This window comes from Streptoalloteichus tenebrarius (assembly GCF_024171885.1).
Classification (GTDB): Bacteria; Actinomycetota; Actinomycetes; order Mycobacteriales; family Pseudonocardiaceae; genus Streptoalloteichus; species Streptoalloteichus tenebrarius.
The window spans coordinates 15,724-30,117 of the sequence record NZ_JAMTCP010000020.1; the positions used below are offsets into that span (position 1 = coordinate 15,724).

At 68.7% G+C, this 14,394-nt stretch carries 16 protein-coding genes and 1 CRISPR repeat array; of the genes, 6 read left to right on the top strand and 10 right to left on the bottom strand.

Annotated features, from left to right (window positions below):
• The first annotated feature begins 497 nt into the window (after nucleotides 1-497).
• The 4 genes from LX15_RS17395 (at nucleotide 498) to LX15_RS17410 (ending at nucleotide 4,369) form a co-directional block, all read left to right on the top strand.
• Nucleotides 498-1,700 (top strand): helix-turn-helix domain-containing protein, encoded by a 1,203-nt coding sequence (locus LX15_RS17395; RefSeq protein ID WP_253670660.1) that lies wholly within the window; start codon nucleotides 498-500, stop codon nucleotides 1,698-1,700.
• A gap of 14 nt (nucleotides 1,701-1,714) precedes the next feature.
• Nucleotides 1,715-2,074: a hypothetical protein gene (locus LX15_RS17400; protein ID WP_253670661.1), complete on the top strand. Its 360-nt coding sequence runs from the start codon at nucleotides 1,715-1,717 to the stop codon at nucleotides 2,072-2,074.
• 80 nt (nucleotides 2,075-2,154) lie between these two features.
• Entirely contained in the window at nucleotides 2,155-3,468 is a 1,314-nt protein-coding gene (locus LX15_RS17405; RefSeq protein ID WP_308213481.1) for an NsdA family TPR-like regulatory protein, read from the top strand.
• Nucleotides 3,461-4,369 (top strand): phosphotransferase enzyme family protein, encoded by a 909-nt coding sequence (locus LX15_RS17410; protein ID WP_253670663.1) that lies wholly within the window; start codon nucleotides 3,461-3,463, stop codon nucleotides 4,367-4,369. Before LX15_RS17405 ends, LX15_RS17410 begins: the two co-directional genes overlap by 8 nt.
• Nucleotides 4,370-4,457: 88 nt before the next feature.
• Here LX15_RS17410 and LX15_RS17415 read toward each other — a convergent pair whose 3' ends face one another.
• From LX15_RS17415 to LX15_RS17430, 4 genes are read right to left on the bottom strand one after another with little or no spacing between them, the layout of a single operon-like run.
• On the bottom strand, nucleotides 4,458-5,081 hold the full coding sequence (locus tag LX15_RS17415; RefSeq protein ID WP_253670664.1) for a PIG-L deacetylase family protein: 624 nt from the start codon (nucleotides 5,079-5,081) through the stop codon (nucleotides 4,458-4,460).
• Between the two features lie 5 nt (nucleotides 5,082-5,086).
• A complete protein-coding gene (locus LX15_RS17420) occupies nucleotides 5,087-5,941 on the bottom strand; it encodes a 5'-3' exonuclease (protein ID WP_253670665.1) in 855 nt (284 codons plus the stop codon).
• Nucleotides 5,941-6,237, bottom strand: a complete 297-nt coding sequence (locus LX15_RS17425; protein ID WP_253670666.1) for a glycosyltransferase — start codon at nucleotides 6,235-6,237, stop codon at nucleotides 5,941-5,943. Before LX15_RS17425 ends, LX15_RS17420 begins: the two co-directional genes overlap by 1 nt.
• Nucleotides 6,234-6,701, bottom strand: a complete 468-nt coding sequence (locus LX15_RS17430) for a hypothetical protein (RefSeq protein WP_253670667.1) — start codon at nucleotides 6,699-6,701, stop codon at nucleotides 6,234-6,236. The genes LX15_RS17425 and LX15_RS17430 overlap by 4 nt, the downstream gene beginning before the upstream one ends.
• Nucleotides 6,702-6,979: 278 nt before the next feature.
• Nucleotides 6,980-7,861: a CRISPR direct-repeat array (repeat unit 28 nt; unit sequence GAACCATCCCCGCATGGGCGGGGCCGAC).
• 147 nt (nucleotides 7,862-8,008) lie between these two features.
• Here LX15_RS17430 and LX15_RS17435 point away from each other — a divergent pair.
• Together LX15_RS17435 and LX15_RS17440 are read left to right on the top strand one after the other, a co-directional pair.
• Nucleotides 8,009-8,149, top strand: coding sequence for a hypothetical protein (locus LX15_RS17435; RefSeq protein ID WP_253670668.1), 141 nt, complete (start codon nucleotides 8,009-8,011; stop codon nucleotides 8,147-8,149).
• Between the two features lie 198 nt (nucleotides 8,150-8,347).
• Nucleotides 8,348-8,539, top strand: a complete 192-nt coding sequence (locus tag LX15_RS17440; protein ID WP_253670757.1) for a DUF397 domain-containing protein — start codon at nucleotides 8,348-8,350, stop codon at nucleotides 8,537-8,539.
• Nucleotides 8,540-8,655: 116 nt separating this feature from the next.
• On the opposite strand, the gene LX15_RS17445 is transcribed toward LX15_RS17440, so the two are convergent.
• From LX15_RS17445 to LX15_RS17470, 6 genes are all read right to left on the bottom strand, one after another.
• Nucleotides 8,656-9,555 carry a proline iminopeptidase-family hydrolase gene (locus LX15_RS17445; RefSeq protein ID WP_253670669.1) on the bottom strand — a complete coding sequence of 300 codons (900 nt, stop codon included), beginning with the start codon at nucleotides 9,553-9,555 and terminating at the stop codon, nucleotides 8,656-8,658.
• 688 nt (nucleotides 9,556-10,243) lie between these two features.
• Nucleotides 10,244-10,687, bottom strand: coding sequence for an alternative ribosome rescue aminoacyl-tRNA hydrolase ArfB (gene arfB, locus LX15_RS17450; RefSeq protein WP_253670670.1), 444 nt, complete (start codon nucleotides 10,685-10,687; stop codon nucleotides 10,244-10,246).
• A gap of 45 nt (nucleotides 10,688-10,732) precedes the next feature.
• A complete protein-coding gene (locus LX15_RS17455) occupies nucleotides 10,733-11,077 on the bottom strand; it encodes a hypothetical protein (RefSeq protein ID WP_253670671.1) in 345 nt (114 codons plus the stop codon).
• A gap of 162 nt (nucleotides 11,078-11,239) precedes the next feature.
• The gene (locus tag LX15_RS17460; protein WP_253670672.1) at nucleotides 11,240-11,875 is read right to left on the bottom strand and encodes a nucleotide disphospho-sugar-binding domain-containing protein; all 636 of its coding nucleotides are present in this window, start codon (nucleotides 11,873-11,875) and stop codon (nucleotides 11,240-11,242) included.
• Between the two features lie 157 nt (nucleotides 11,876-12,032).
• The gene (locus LX15_RS17465) at nucleotides 12,033-13,154 is read right to left on the bottom strand and encodes a glycosyltransferase (protein WP_253670673.1); all 1,122 of its coding nucleotides are present in this window, start codon (nucleotides 13,152-13,154) and stop codon (nucleotides 12,033-12,035) included.
• 77 nt (nucleotides 13,155-13,231) lie between these two features.
• Nucleotides 13,232-14,389 carry a class I SAM-dependent methyltransferase gene (locus LX15_RS17470; RefSeq protein ID WP_253670674.1) on the bottom strand — a complete coding sequence of 386 codons (1,158 nt, stop codon included), beginning with the start codon at nucleotides 14,387-14,389 and terminating at the stop codon, nucleotides 13,232-13,234.
• Nucleotides 14,390-14,394: the final 5 nt, after the last annotated feature.

Below are 14,394 nucleotides of genomic sequence, written 5' to 3' on the forward strand. Positions count from 1 at the left end.
CCGTGCGTCGGCCATGACTCGCCGCCAGCAGGCGGACCAGCCTGGAGTTCGACACGGTGTACCAACTGCTCCCACCAACACACCCGCAAGCGGGAACCCCTCGAAGTGGAGGGCGGCCACACCACCACACACCCCTCAGCGGCGCGTCCCGGTGAAAGACGCTTCCGGGTACTCGGACTGCGCCGGAAGCGGAAGCTCGCCCAGACCGCAGCGACCTCAGTCAACTCTCGGTGATCAACGGCAACCAGAGCGACGGCGCGGCGGCAATGAGGCGGCAATGAGGCGTCACCCGACCTGACCTGCGGAAACGCCGATTTTGTGGCGGTAGTCCGAACGGGTGCTGCTCGCCGAGCGGGTGATCAGTCTTGACCAGTAGCTGGTTATCGTGGCAGGTGACCAACAGGCGAGGTGGTGTTCATGGGCGACCGGCGAGAAGCCTTCGCCGCGCGGCGTGAGCAGATGGGCTACACCCAGGAGAGCTTCGGGGCGGCAGTGGGGTGGAGTTCTCCACCGTTGGACGCTGGGAACGGGGCGAGCTGACCCCGCAGCCGTACCGTCGCCGTCGTATCGCGAAGGCGCTCGGTGTGAGCCTCGACGAGTTGGGTGCGTTGCTCACACCAACCCGGCAACCTTCTACCGTTGCCGTTGTACCACCCGACCCTGCGGAGGCCGACGACATGAACCGTCGAGACCTGCTGCGCTTGTTCAGCATGACGGGCGCGTTGCTCGCGCTGCCGGCTGACGAGCTAGCTCTCGGCGATGTCGACCGGCTCGCTGCGGCGGCTCCCACCGGCATGGTGGACACGGCCGCGGCAGCGGAGTTCGCCCAACTCAACTCCCACCTGTGGCGCGTGTTCGCCCTGTCACCGACCAAGGCGCAGGTGCTACCACTGGTGCGGGCCCAGCTCCACGTGCTCACCGACTCTCTACGCCAGCCGCAGACATCAGCCATTCGGCGGCGGCTGTGCGAACTGACTGCCGACCTGTATCAGCTGGCTGGCGAGATCTTCTTCGACGGCGACCAGTACACCGATGCCGCTCACTGCTACGCCCTGGTGGCGACAGCGGGCCGGGAGGCCGCCGCTTCCGACCTGTGGGCCTGCGCGTTGACCAGACATGCCTTCATCGCCGTGTACGAGCGTCGGTTCGCCGAGGCCGTACCGCTGCTCGACCTGGCCGCCAACCTGGCCCGCCGAGGCGACCCCAGCCTGTCGACCCGACAATGGATCGCCGCAGTGCAGGCGGAGTCCTTCGCCGGTCTCGGTGACCTGGATGCCTGCCAGCGCGCACTCGACACGGCCGCCGAGGTTCAGCACCTGCCGGGCCCGGTCCACAACGGCGGTTGGCTCCGGTTCGACGGCTCCCGCCTGGCCGAGGAACGCGGCACCTGCTACGTCAACCTGGGCCGCTACGACCTCGCTGAAGCCGCCCTGACCAATGCGCTGGCCGGCGACCTGACCGCCCGCCGGAAAGCCGGTGTGCTCACCGACCTGGGGATGATCGGAGTACATCGGCGCGATCCTGACCAGGTCGCGAGCTACGTCGACGCCGCCCTGGCAACCGCCCGCCAGACCGGCTCCGGAGTCATCGCACGCAAGCTGCGCGGCCTACAGCCGAACCTGGCCCCTTTGCTCACCGATCAACAGATCCAACGACTCGACGCCGAGATCACCGAACTCGTCGGCAACCGCGCCGCATGATGGAGGACGACAGGATGCAGAACGACCGTGGCCGCGTGTTCCGCGAGGCGTGGATCGCCGGAGTCACCAAGCACTACCCCGGCGAGCCCAAGCCCGGATACATCACCCCGTGGGAGCAAACCCCGGACTGGGAACGCGACGCCGCGACCGCCGTGTACGACCAGGTCCTCGCCTTCATCAAGGCCACCAACGGCGCCACCGCCAAGCTCACCCAGGACCAGAAAGGCCGTTTCGTGGCGCTGTGCTGGATCGGCCAGATCTACAAGCACTTCCCTGACCCGAAGCCGTCTTACGTCGCGGACTGGAACGACTTGCCGGACTGGCAGAAGGCCACGGACATCGACATCTTCGAGCGCATCGAACAGGACGTCTAAGCCCATACGGCGGTAGGGGCGGCACCGCCTTCATGCCCTCGGCGTGGCGGACGTGTGAACGGGTGGAGTGAGGTAAGCGCGTGGGAAACAGGCGTGAAGCATTCGCAGCTCGACGCGAGGCGATGGGCTTCACCCAGGAGAGCCTCGCTGCTGCTGTCGGTGTGGAGTTCTCTACCGTTGGCCGTTGGGAGCGCGGTGCCCTGACCCCTCAACCGTGGCGTAGGCCCCGGATCGCGACCGCGCTCGATGTTTCCCTCGACGAGTTGGATGCCTTGCTCGGACAGGGCTCAGCTGACGCCTTGACAAGTCCGTCACAGTTGAACGCCGGACAAGAAGTGCCTGGGCAATCCGAGATCTCGCTGGCGCTGCAAGGCTCCGCTTCCATTGGCGTGAACGGCCACGACCCGACCGAGCATGTTGCCGTAGGCGCTGACCCGGCAGAGTTCCTCAAGTCGTTGACCTTGAACGTGGAGCCTCCCCGGCGTGTCGGGTGGGCCGAGGTCGAGCAGGTAAAGCTGATGACGCGCACGCTGGCTGCCAGCGAGAACCTCTACGGCGGAGCCATGGCCGGTGAGGCAGGGCTCGCGCACCTGCGGTGGGCCAGCCGCCTGCTGGACTCCCAGGCCAACAACGGCGTCGAAGCAGGGATGTTCGAGGCGGTCGGGAACTTGGCAGGGGTTGTGGCGTTCTCAGCCTTCGACGTCGGTAACCATGACGCCGCAGCACGATGCTTCCGTTTCGGCCTCTGGTGTGCAGAGCAGGGTGGGTCGTGGGAGCTACGTGCTGCGACTCTCGCCGACATGGCGCGCCAAGCCATCTACCTGGGCAAACTGGACGACGCTCTGTCGTTGATCGAGTTCGCTCAGGTCCGAGCCGACCGGTTGAGCGCCACCGCGCGAGCCATGATCGGCGTCGTCCGCGCTCGGTTGCTCGCGATGTTGGGACGCCACGACGAAGCGCGAGCCGAGGTCGACCGCGCTGACATGCACTTCGTCGGGCGTCAAGCGGCGGCCGACCCGCCATGGTTGGTCTACTACGACGAGGCTGAACACGCAGGCAGCAGTGCGCGAGCACTCACTCCACTCGCTGTGGCCGAGAAGCGGCCGGATGATGCCGCCGAACGTCTCGAAACGGCAATCCGCTTGCACAGCGACGCCTACCCGCGTTCACGAGCATTCTCCAGAACGCGGTTGGCGACTTTGCACATGACGATCGGCGACCCGCGTGAGGCAGTCCACATTGGACATCGAGCCGTCGCCGATGCCGCAATGTTGCACTCTCAGCGGATGAACGAGGAACTGTCCAAACTGGTCCGTTCGTGTGAAGGGCACCTGTCAATACCAGAAGTGGCTGAGCTCGCCGACTTCGCGGCATCGGCTATGACCAATGTCTGATGTGGATACCGGGCTGGTCATGTCGGGAGATCCGGGTGACGTGCTGACGTCAGCGGGCAGGAAAGCTGGTGTGCCTACCGCGGAAGCGGCCTTGATCCGTGACGGCACGAACGTCATCTACCAGCTGGCTGGTGGTGTTGTGGCTCGTGTGGGCCCTCCAGGCTCGCAGCTTGTCGCCGCCCGTCAAATCCAGGCGTCGCGTTGGCTGGCTGACGTCGGGATCCCCGTCGTGCGTGCCGTCGACGACATCGACCAGCCCACGGTTGTTGGGAATCGACCCGTCACATGGTGGGTACAGCTTCCTGTCCATCGTCACGCCTCGCCGGCGGAGCTCGGCGCGGTACTGGGACACCTTCACGCCCTGGAGGTACCGGAGTCGCCTTCGTTCCCCGTTGTCGACCCCTTCGAAGGGCTGCGCGAGTCAATCGACGGCGGAACCGTCCTGCCCGAGGATGACCGGGCCTGGCTTCGAGATCTCGCAAGTCGGCTGCACCGTGAGTACTCGGCGTTGGTTCCGGGACTGCCTCGGTGCGTCATCCACGGCGATGCGTGGCAGGGCAACGTTGTTGTCCCCAGGGCGGGTGGAACCCCTGTGTTGCTGGATCTCGACCACATCGGGATCGGGCTTCGGGAGTGGGACCTGGTCTCGTTGGCGGTCGATTACACCGACTTCGCCCGGATCACGGACTCGGATTACCAGGCCTTCGTGGACGCCTACGGCGGTTATGACATGACAGCGTGGCATGGCTACCGCACCCTGGCGACGATCAAAGAACTACGTTGGACAGCCTTCGTTCTCGGCAAAGCGAAGACCAGCACGGAAGCAGCCCAACAAGTACAACACCGGGTGGCGTGCCTGCGTGGCGAGATCGAGCCGCCTTGGTGGTGGTCGGCGTTTTGAGTCGGCGGCCTCTGGCTTACTCGTACATCGAACATCTGAGGTGGTACACGTTAATTCGTCCGTCACATGATCGAGGGGCTGGTCGAGGTCACAGGGCTGTAGCGGCGGGAAGGCGTCCGAGGACAGGAAGCGGGACGAAGTTCTCGGCGTGGTCGACGCCGATGCGCGCGCCCCACAGCCGGGCGAGGTTCTCGGCCATCGGGCCGAAGTGTCCGGTGATGGGCTGGGAGGCGTGCGCGGCCAGGGCGCGCTGCTTGGTGGCCCAGGTGGTGGTGATGTCGACGGTGGTGTGGGCGGGAACGGGGCCGGCGAGGGTGAGGCTGTTGTAGGTGTCGGTGGTGTAGACCCGGCGAGGGTGTCCGCTGGCGATGACGACCTCGGGAAGTGCCTCCAGCACGGCTTCGGCGATCCGCCAGTGGTCCGGGTGCACATCGCGGAGGGGGTGGGTGAGAACCACCTCGGGGCGGGTGTCCAGCAGCAGCTCGCGCACGGCCACCGCGGTCGGCTCGTTGAACTGATGGAGCCCGGCGCCGAGTGCGGCGGCGCCGGCGGCGGCCTCGCTGGCGCGGGGCTCGGGGTGACGTGGGACGGCGATGGTGACGTCGGTTCCGGCGGCGACGCAGAGGGCGAGCGTTCCGCCGGCCCAGAGTTCGGCGTCATCGGGGTGGGCCATCACGGTCAACACCGAGGCGGGTGGGATGAACGCGACCACTGGAATCACCACAGCCCGAGCTTGTCGATGACGTCGGCAGGCTTGGGCAGGGGCCGGCTGCTGCGGCCGATGGGTAGCAGGGGCAGGGTGAGGTCGGTGCGCATTCTGATCAGGTCGCGCCAGCCGAGGACCTGGTCCCAGGCTTCGAGGGCGGCCTTGCCCTTGGTGCCGGTGAGCCGTCCGGCGTCGGCGAGCTGGTCGAGGGTGAGGCCGCCGGCCAGGAGCTTGGCGGCGGTGCCCGCGCCTATGCCGCGTACGCCGGGGATGTTGTCGGCCGGGTCGCCGGTGAGGGCCCGGAAGTCCGCCCACTGGGTTGGCTGGACCTGGTAGCGGTCGAACACGGTGTCGGGCTCGATGTGGCGGCGGCCTCGCCTCATGGCGGTGTTGAGCACCCGGACGCGGTCGTCGATGAGCTGGTAGAAGTCACGGTCGCCGGACATGATCCACACCGGGCGATCGGGGTCCTCACAGCGGACGTGAGTGACGAGGGTGGCGATCACGTCATCGGCTTCGGCTGTGTCGATCTCGATCCACGCCAGCCCGTGGGCGGTCAGCGCTTCCTGGACGTGCGGGATGGCGCGGATGGGCTTGAACGCGGCTTCGTCGAGGACACGGTTGGCCTTGTAGTCGCTGTCTGTGGCTTGGCGTTCGGCCGCTCCGTGCTGGCCGTCGAACACCACGATCACCTCCGGCGGTGCTGCGAACTCCTCCCGGACGGCCACGCGCAGTAGCGCGAAGAAGGCGAACTCGGCGGTCAGATCACGGGTCTTGTCGCGGGAATAGATCGCGGCGGGGAAGCCGAAGGCTCCGCGCCAGAGCAAGTTGTGGCCGTCGACCAGCAGAAGTGGGACATCGGTCATCACCGCACCGCCTTGAGGAAGTCATGGGCGACTGTGGTGGGCAGATAGTCCCGCGAGCGGTAGTACGCAGCCCGTGATAGCGCTGCGTCGCGTACCGGATCGTCGAGGAGGACTTCAGCGGCACCCCACAGGCCGAACTCGCCGTGGGCGCGGGGCACCACGATCCCGCCCGCTCCTTCTCCGGTGCCGATGAGCGCGGGAAGGTTGTCCACGTCGAAGGCGACGACCGGGGTGCCGACGCTCATGGCCTCCAGGGCGACGAGGCCGAAGGTCTCCTCCGTCGAGGGCACGATCACGACAGCTGCTTCAGCGAGCCACGGCTGGACCTGGGCCCAGGGCAGGCGCCGTCGCGGATGCCGCCCATGAGCAGGTGGGCGGCGGAGTGGGCGCAGCGGCGGTACTCGGCGGCCTGGGCGCCGGCAGCGTGCTCGAACCCGGCCTCGGCGAGGACGACCTCGACGCCGCGGTCGACGAGGCGCCCGGCGTCGAGCAGGGCGCGGACGTTCTTCTCCGGCCCGAGCCGGGCCAGCACCCGCACCGGCCCGCTCCGCCGTAGCGCCTCGCGCTGGCTGGCGTCGGGTGCTCTGTGGTCGTCAAGCAGGGCGTTGGGCACGATCCGCCAGCAGGTGCTGTCGTAGCCCCGGTTGTGGGCTTGGCCGAGGACCGTGGTCGACGGCGCGACCACCAGGTCGGTGCGTTCCAAGGCCGGTGCGAGGTCCTGGTCGTGGCCGACGACGTGCATCGCCAGCACCGTGCGCACTCCGTCGCAAGCTGGGGCGAGGCGTCCGAGTCCCCACAAGGCGTCGACGTACACGGCGACGTCGACGTGGTGGCGGCGGAAGCCCCGGTCACACGCTGGGCCGTCATCAGAAACCCGGCAGCCGCGAGGCGTGCACTGGCGTGGGCAGCACGGCTACCTGAGCAACTCGACGAAGAGGCCTCGACACCAGAGGGTGCCGAGGCCTCTTCGTCGAACGTGACAGCCCCAGAAGCAGCGGCAGTGCCAGGCAAAGCCGCAAACCCACCCCCGCGTACGCAGACTCACCCCCGCGTGCGCGGGGCCGACGCAATGAGCTGGACCAGCACCAGGCTGAGCAAGGAACCATCCCCGCATGGGCGGGGCCGACTTGATGCGCACCGGCACGAGTTTCCACGCCGGCGAACCATCCCCGCATGGGCGGGGCCGACGACGGGCTCGTGGGACCGTTCACCGTGCTGAGCGAACCATCCCCGCGTGGGCGGGGCCGACGGTGAACAGACCGGTGCCCACGGCGAACATGCCGAACCATCCCCGCGTGGGCGGGGCCGAGGGTGAGTCGAGACCACCCCGATCACGGCAAACGGAACCATCCCCGCGTGGGCGGGGCCGACTTGGAAGTCGACCAGCCCACCCGGCGGCATGCTGAACCATCCCCGCATGGGCGGGGCCGACCTTGACGCCGTGGCACAGCACCGAACCAAACTGGAACCATCCCCGCATGGGCGGGGCCGACGGCTTCCTGGGGCTGACGCTGGTGATGCAGCTCGAACCATCCCCGCATGGGCGGGGCCGACAGATCCGCGACGCGCTGAAGCAGTAGCGAAGGGGAACCATCCCCGCATGGGCGGGGCCGACTGGAGGAGCTGCGCGCGGCCGGGGCAACCGAGGGAACCATCCCCGCATGGGCGGGGCCGACGGCTTCCTGGGGCTGACGCTGGTGATGCAGCTCGAACCATCCCCGCATGGGCGGGGCCGACAGATCCGCGACGCGCTGAAGCAGTAGCGAAGGGGAACCATCCCCGCATGGGCGGGGCCGACTGGAGGAGCTGCGCGCGGCCGGGGCAACCGAGGGAACCATCCCCGCATGGGCGGGGCCGACTTCGCGCCGGCCAGTCGCACGGCCTTGAAGAACGAACCATCCCCGCATGGGCGGGGCCGACACTTCCTGACCTGGTGTTCTATCCGACCAAGGCACGGGTTTTGACCATTTGCTCTTGCCATCCATGGGACGGGCGGGGACTGTACGTCACTCCATGATCGCGCCATGGCGGATGCGCTCGACAGTGACCCCCTGTGTTCCCTGCGGCATGGAGGGCAACGACTTCATGGAACGTCGCCGGGTGGTCGAGGGGATCAATGCTCTGGCCGTCAGGAAGGTCAGCGAGATCGACGCACCGGTCGCGATGTTGGGTCACGATCATCTCGAAGTGATGGTTGCGGACTTCTGAGGCCCGCCGCCCGCGCCTTCGACCTCGTCGGCGACGTCGACGCCGCCCACACCTACGCCCAACACGCCATCAACGTCGCCACCGGCCTGGACTCCACCCGCGTCAAACGACGCTTCCTCGACCTCGCCCACGAAATCGCCCCAGCGGCGGGCACCAGCCCGAACGCCGGGGAACTCCGCGCCCAACTCTGCCTGGCCGCTGGCGTCACCGAACCCGACCAGTGGCAACAGGGCAACAGGTAACGGAGAGTGCGTCGAGGTGGCGTCGGTAGCAAAGGTCGTTGCGGTGCGGGATTCGAAGAACCCGGTCGGGCCGGCGCTCGTCTTCGCGCCGGCCGCGTTCGCCGCGTTCGTCAATACCGTGAAGGCCGGTCGGCTCGACCTGAGCTGACCTTGTTACAGAAGCCGGCGGCGGGGCCAGGCTTGGTGGCCCCCGCCGCCAATCAGCCGCTGGTCCCCGGGCGGTCCCCGCGAGGTCCCCGGGACGGGACCGGTGTCCCGACCGGATCAGTCGTGGGAGGCCAGGAACTCGGCCACGAACCGCATGCACAACTCGCGTTCGTCGATGTGCGGGAAGTGGCCGGAGTCGGGCAGGACGGCCCACCGCACGTCACGGACCCGCTGGTGGAAGGGCAGCATCGCGGCCGGGGCGACGTGGTCGTAGCTGCCGGACAGCAGCAGCGTCGGCGCGGTGATCCCCTCCAGCCGGTCGACGACGCTCCACCCCCGCAGCGTCCCGGTCACCTCGCCCATTCGCGGCCCGTACGTCGCCCTGAGGACCGTCGGGTCCTGCGTCCCCGCGTCGAGCGAGCGCACCAGCTCGTCCGGCCACGGCGTGACGCGGCACAGGTGCTTGCCGAAGTACTCCCGCTGGAGCAACTCGTACTCCGGGGAGTCGGAGCGGGTGGCGGCGTGGCTGCCCAGTGCCTTCTGGATCGCCTCCGGCTGGCGCTCGTACAGCCGGCGCTGCTCGGCGACGCCGAGGTCCACCGAGGCCGGCGCGCTGACCAGGACCAGCGAGCGCATCCCGCTCGGGCCGTGAACGGCGTGCTCGGCGGAGAGCATTCCGCCCCACGAGTGGCCGAGCAGGTGGTACCGGTCCTCGACGCCCAGCTCCGCGAGCAGGGCGACGAGCTCGTCCCGGAACCGCTCCACCCGCCAGAACTCCTCCGGCGCGTCGGGGACCCGGCTCGACCGGCCGTTGCCGATCTGGTCGTAGTGGATGACCGCGCGGTCGTCGGCGGCCAGGTCGGTGAAGGACAACACGCTGTCGTGCGTGGATCCCGGGCCGCCGTGCACCACCACGACCGGCGCGCGGTCGCCGCGCAGGTCGCCCGTGACCCGGTACCACGTGCGGTGGCCCCGGAAGTCGATGTGTCCTTCGTGGACGGAGACGCTCGTCGTCATGCGGAAACTCACCTCGTCTGGGATGGGCGGAGCCAGGGCCGCGCGGGCGGACCACGCACGCCAGCACGACCACGGCGTCCACCGGTTGTCGAACGGGGAAGAGGGGTCCGGTCTGTACCGCACAAGCCGCGCCGGCCGACCCTCGAATGGTGGCCTCCGTGGTGGGCGTGCTCCATCCCGAATGGCGACACCCTAACCCGAACCGCGCGAACTCCGCGCGTTCCACACATGACAAATGACATGGGCCGTCCCAGGTCAGCGGCGGTGCTAGTGCCCGAGGAACCGCCGGGCGGCGGAAATGAAGGGCCTGCTTGGGTCGCTTTTCCCGTGTCGGAGCGGACGATTCCGCACCACTTTGTCGCGGACGGGGATGGATGCTTGGATGAGCGACCCCACGCATCGAACGTTGCCGGACTCATGCCCCGTAGCCACCCGGTCCCTGGTGCGGGTGTTCCCAGCATTCGCTCGCTGAGGCTGACCCCTTCGACGATCGTCTGTTCGCCGGCGTTGTCATCGCGCGTTGATGTCAATCCTGGCTGCGGAGACGGGAAGGACGCCAGGCCGGCGCAGCGGATCGGACACCCGAGAAGCCCCGCCTCGCGGTGATATGCCCTTGGTCGTGCCGTTGTGTCGGGTGTGCCGTCGCGTGGTGGTGCGCGGATGCCTTGATCGTCTTGCTGTCCTGGCGTCAGTCGTCGTCGTGTCGGCCACGGCGGGCGCGTTTGATGGTGGCTCGCTGCCGCTTCGCGGCCAACCGGCGTTCCTTGGCGGCCCGGCTCGGCCTGCTCGGCCGCCGGGGAGGGGGCGGAGGGGCCAGCGCGGCGCGGAGGAGGTCCGTCAACCGTTCCCGCGCGGCCTGCCGGTTCATGAGCTGGCTGCGGTGCTCCATCGCCGCCACGGTCAGCACCCCGTCGACGAGCCGGTGCCGCAGCCGGCGCAGGAGTTGCTCGCGGGCGTGCTCGGTCAGCGCCGCCGACCGTCCGATGTCGAACGACAGCTCGACCCGGCTGTCGGTCGTGTTCACCGACTGGCCGCCGGGGCCCGACGAGCGGGAGAAGCGTTCCTTGAGTTCCGCGCGGGGGATGACCACCGCGGAGCTGACGCGCAGGTCACCGTCCACGTCCCCCAGCATGCCTCATCCGGGTGGGCGTTCACGCGGGCATTTCCGGTGGGCCGCTCACTCGCCGCGCCGGGGCGCCGGGGGCTCGACCCGTCGCAGGTAGGCGCGCACGACGTCGACCTTGTGCCGGGCCGCGTCCAGGTCGGCCTGGTCCACCGGCCGGCCCCGCATGATCCGGTCGACCAGCGCGCCCTGTTCCCGCACGGCGAAGCGCAGCACGACGGGGAGTGCCTGTTCGTCGAGGTCACCGCGTGTCGACCAGGCCGTCAGCCACTGGTGCACCTGGTTGCGGCGCCGGCCGGCGCCGAGCCGTTCGGCCCGGTCCCTGGCCTCGGTCAGGGCGTCCGTGATCACCCGGCGCGCCAACGCGACCTCGGCCGCCGTGAGGTCCCGTGCGTCCACGGTAGTCAGGGTGCTCCCGACCCGTCCGGCTCGCCCGACCACCTCGGACGGGTGATGACAGTGCGCGTTCGGTCACTACCCAGCGCATCCACCAGCCGGGCCCGGTCGCCCCGCGCCGCTCGTGTGCCCGCGCCGGGGCGACGCGGGCACACGAGGAGGCGCTCAGTCAGCCTTCGGCCTGGTCAGACAGCTCTCGACGAAGTCGGCGGCCTTCGCCGTGCTGCCCGAGCGGCGCACCTCCTGCCGGATCTCGGCGCAGCGTCGCGTGACGTCTTCGTCGTTCGCGAGCGCCACGACCAGGTCCCGCAGCACCTCGGCGGTCGCCTCCTCCTGCGGGACGTGCCGGCCCACCCCGAGGTCGGCGATGCGCGCCGCGTTGACGTACTGGTCCATCGCCTGTAGCACGGCCACCATCGGCACGCCCCAGTACAGGCCCTCGATCGTGCTGCCCATTCCCGCGTGCGTGACGAACACGGTGGCCTGGGACAACACAGACATCTGCGGCACCGAGGGGTGGACCTTGATGTTCGGTGGCAGCGAACCGAGGTCGGTCACGTCGACGTGGTTGCCCACCGACATGACCACCGTCCAGTCCAGCGAGCCGAACGCGGCCACGCACTGCCGGAAGAAGTCCGGCTTCTTGTTGTAGAACGTGCCGAGGGAGACCAGCAGCACCGGGCGACCGTCGTCCGGCGCCGTCCAGGTGCCCTGGTGCGCGCGGTCGTCCAGGCACTGGCCGGCGAAGACGAAGTTGTCCCCCGGCTTGTACGAACCGTCGCGTCGACTTTTCGTCGGCACAACACGGTGGTCCTGGCAGGCACCCGCGAGGCGCTCCCGGTCCATGACCGCGACAGACCGCAGGCCGGGACCAGGAGCGCCTTCGTCGCGCTTTCCTGATGTCCACGCCGATTCCCGGACGGAGGCGGGAGGGCTCAACCAGCGGGGTGTGGGCTCATCACGGCGCGAGGTCGACGAGCCGCGCGGCGGTCTCCTTGGCCGACGGCATCTTCGCGATCTCCGCGGCCACGCGGCCCGCCGCGTGGTGGGCAGCCTCGTCGTCCAGCAGCGCCCGTGCCGCGCCCGCGATCGTTTCGGCTGTCAGGTCCTCGACCGACAGACGTCGCCCCGCGCCCACCCCCGACACGGCGTCGGCGTTGACGAAATGGTCGGCGCCCTGGGGCAGGAACAGTTGCGGCACACCGGCCGCCACGCTGCCCAGGGTCGTTCCGCTGCCACCGTGGTGCACCACGAGATCCGCGTGGGGAAGCACCGCCGACTGGGGAATCCAGGACGTCAGACGGACGTTCTCCGGGACGGAGCCGAACGTGTCCAGTCGCACCTTCGGCCCCGTCGCCACCAGCACGTCGACCTCCAGCTCGCCCAGCCCCCGAACGGCCTGCCGCAGCACCTGTTCCGAACCGAAGACCGTGCCCATCGTCAGGTACACGAGCGGACGGGGCCGGGTGCCCGCCCAGGCGGCCACGGGGTCCCCGGGGTTCGCCGCCTCGGCCGACTCGGGTCGCAGCTCCAGCCGGTACTCCGCCGCCAGGAAGTCGAGGCCCTGGAGCGACGGGGGAAAGATGTCCAGAAGCCGGTCGCCGAGACTGTGTCCCCAGTCCGGGGCCCAGTCGGGTCCGAGCAACTCCACACCGGTGTTCCGAGCGGCGCTGACGATGTGGTCGTGCAGGTCGAAGCTCGTGATACGGCAGATCCCGTGGCACAGGGACGGTGTTCCGCTGAGCTTGGCGGCGAAGGCCGCGCCGAAGTTGTAACACTCCCAGACGACCAGGTCCGGGGCGAAGTCCGCGATGACCGGTAGGAGTTGCTCGGTGAGACGCCGTGGGAGGAATGACCCGGTCACGAAGGCGATGAGGTCGTTGCGTTGATGCTCGGACAGTTCTCCGCTCCTCAGGCCCTCGGTGACGCCGTAGGACTGTCGGGCGAAGAAGTGGAAGGTCTCCTCGACGGAGGGGCCGGCCGCGACCGGCCGGAGCCCGACCGAGCGCAGTGCCGCGTGTCGGGTCTCGGCTGTCGCGAAGACGACCTCGTGCCCCGCCTCACTCGCGGCCAAGGCCAAGGGGACCAGAGGACATAAGTGCCCGTAGGAATCGAGACTGGAGAACAGGACTCTCACGGTACAAGCCCCTTTGCTGCTCACTGTGGTTCGTAGCCGAACCTGCGCATCCACTCCGGGCCGCACTCGTCGTTCACGCCCTTCTGGATGAAGGCGATGTTGTGGTAGAAGTGCAGCTCCACCACGCCGGGGTCGCCGGTCGCGCGGCCGTTCTCATACTCCTGGTGGTGCAGGCCGTCCACCAGCGTCTTCAGGAAACCGGTGGACGTCCGGGTGGAGTTGAGGTCGTCCGGGTCCCCGCCGCTGGTGCGCCAGTAGGAGGTGTGAAGGTCCTCGATGACGTAGATCCCGTCGTCCCGCAACAGGGGGAAGAGGGTGCGGAAGGAGGTGAGCACATGATCGTTGCGATGGCTGCCGTCATCGATGACGACGTCCAGCGGCCCGATCTCGGACGCCAGCGAGGACAGGAACCCCGGGTCGCCCTGGTCGCCGGTGAACGTGCGGACCCGCGTTCCCGGCACCCTCTTCTTCCCGATGTCGACGCCGAACACCAGCCCTCGGTGGAAGTAGTGCTGCCACATGTGTAGGGAACATTTTGACAGCTCGGCCTGGTCGTAACCACCGATGCCGATTTCCAGGACGCGTACGGGTTCGTCCCTCCGGGACTCGAAGTGACGTTGGTAGTGCTGCGCGTACCAGTGCGTGCTGCCCCACTTGTCGGAGTCGAAGCGCACCGCCAGGTCGGTCAGGGTGGGCGCTTGGCGAGCGCCACCCAGGATGGCTTGGGACGCCTTTCCCACCAGGAGAACCAACTCGTAGTCCGTCTGCGCCGCGTCCGCGTTCGCGCCGCGCTCCGGTGCCGGTGACTCCGGCAGCAGGCGATGGGTCCACCGCGCGGACTCGCGGACGCGCCCGGTCCCCAGCAGCATGTGGACCAGGTCGACCAGGGAGACGCTGATACGGGCGTGCGCGTCGGAGGGGACACCGGGTGCGTTGGTCATTCCGTTCGGACCGAACACGAACCCGTGGTCCCACATTCGCTCGCCCCAGCCGAGGCGGACGTGCGTGGCCACCCTCCGGGGCAGTGTGATCGGAGTGCACCGCTGTGCCAGCTCCGCGAGCAGGTAGGAGGCGACACTGTCGAACCCAAGCCGCCGCGCGGTGGCCGAGATCTCCGCCTCGTTTCCGTTGCCGACGCCGATGAGTGCTTCGGCGACCTCGATGTGTTGCGAACTCACTGTCC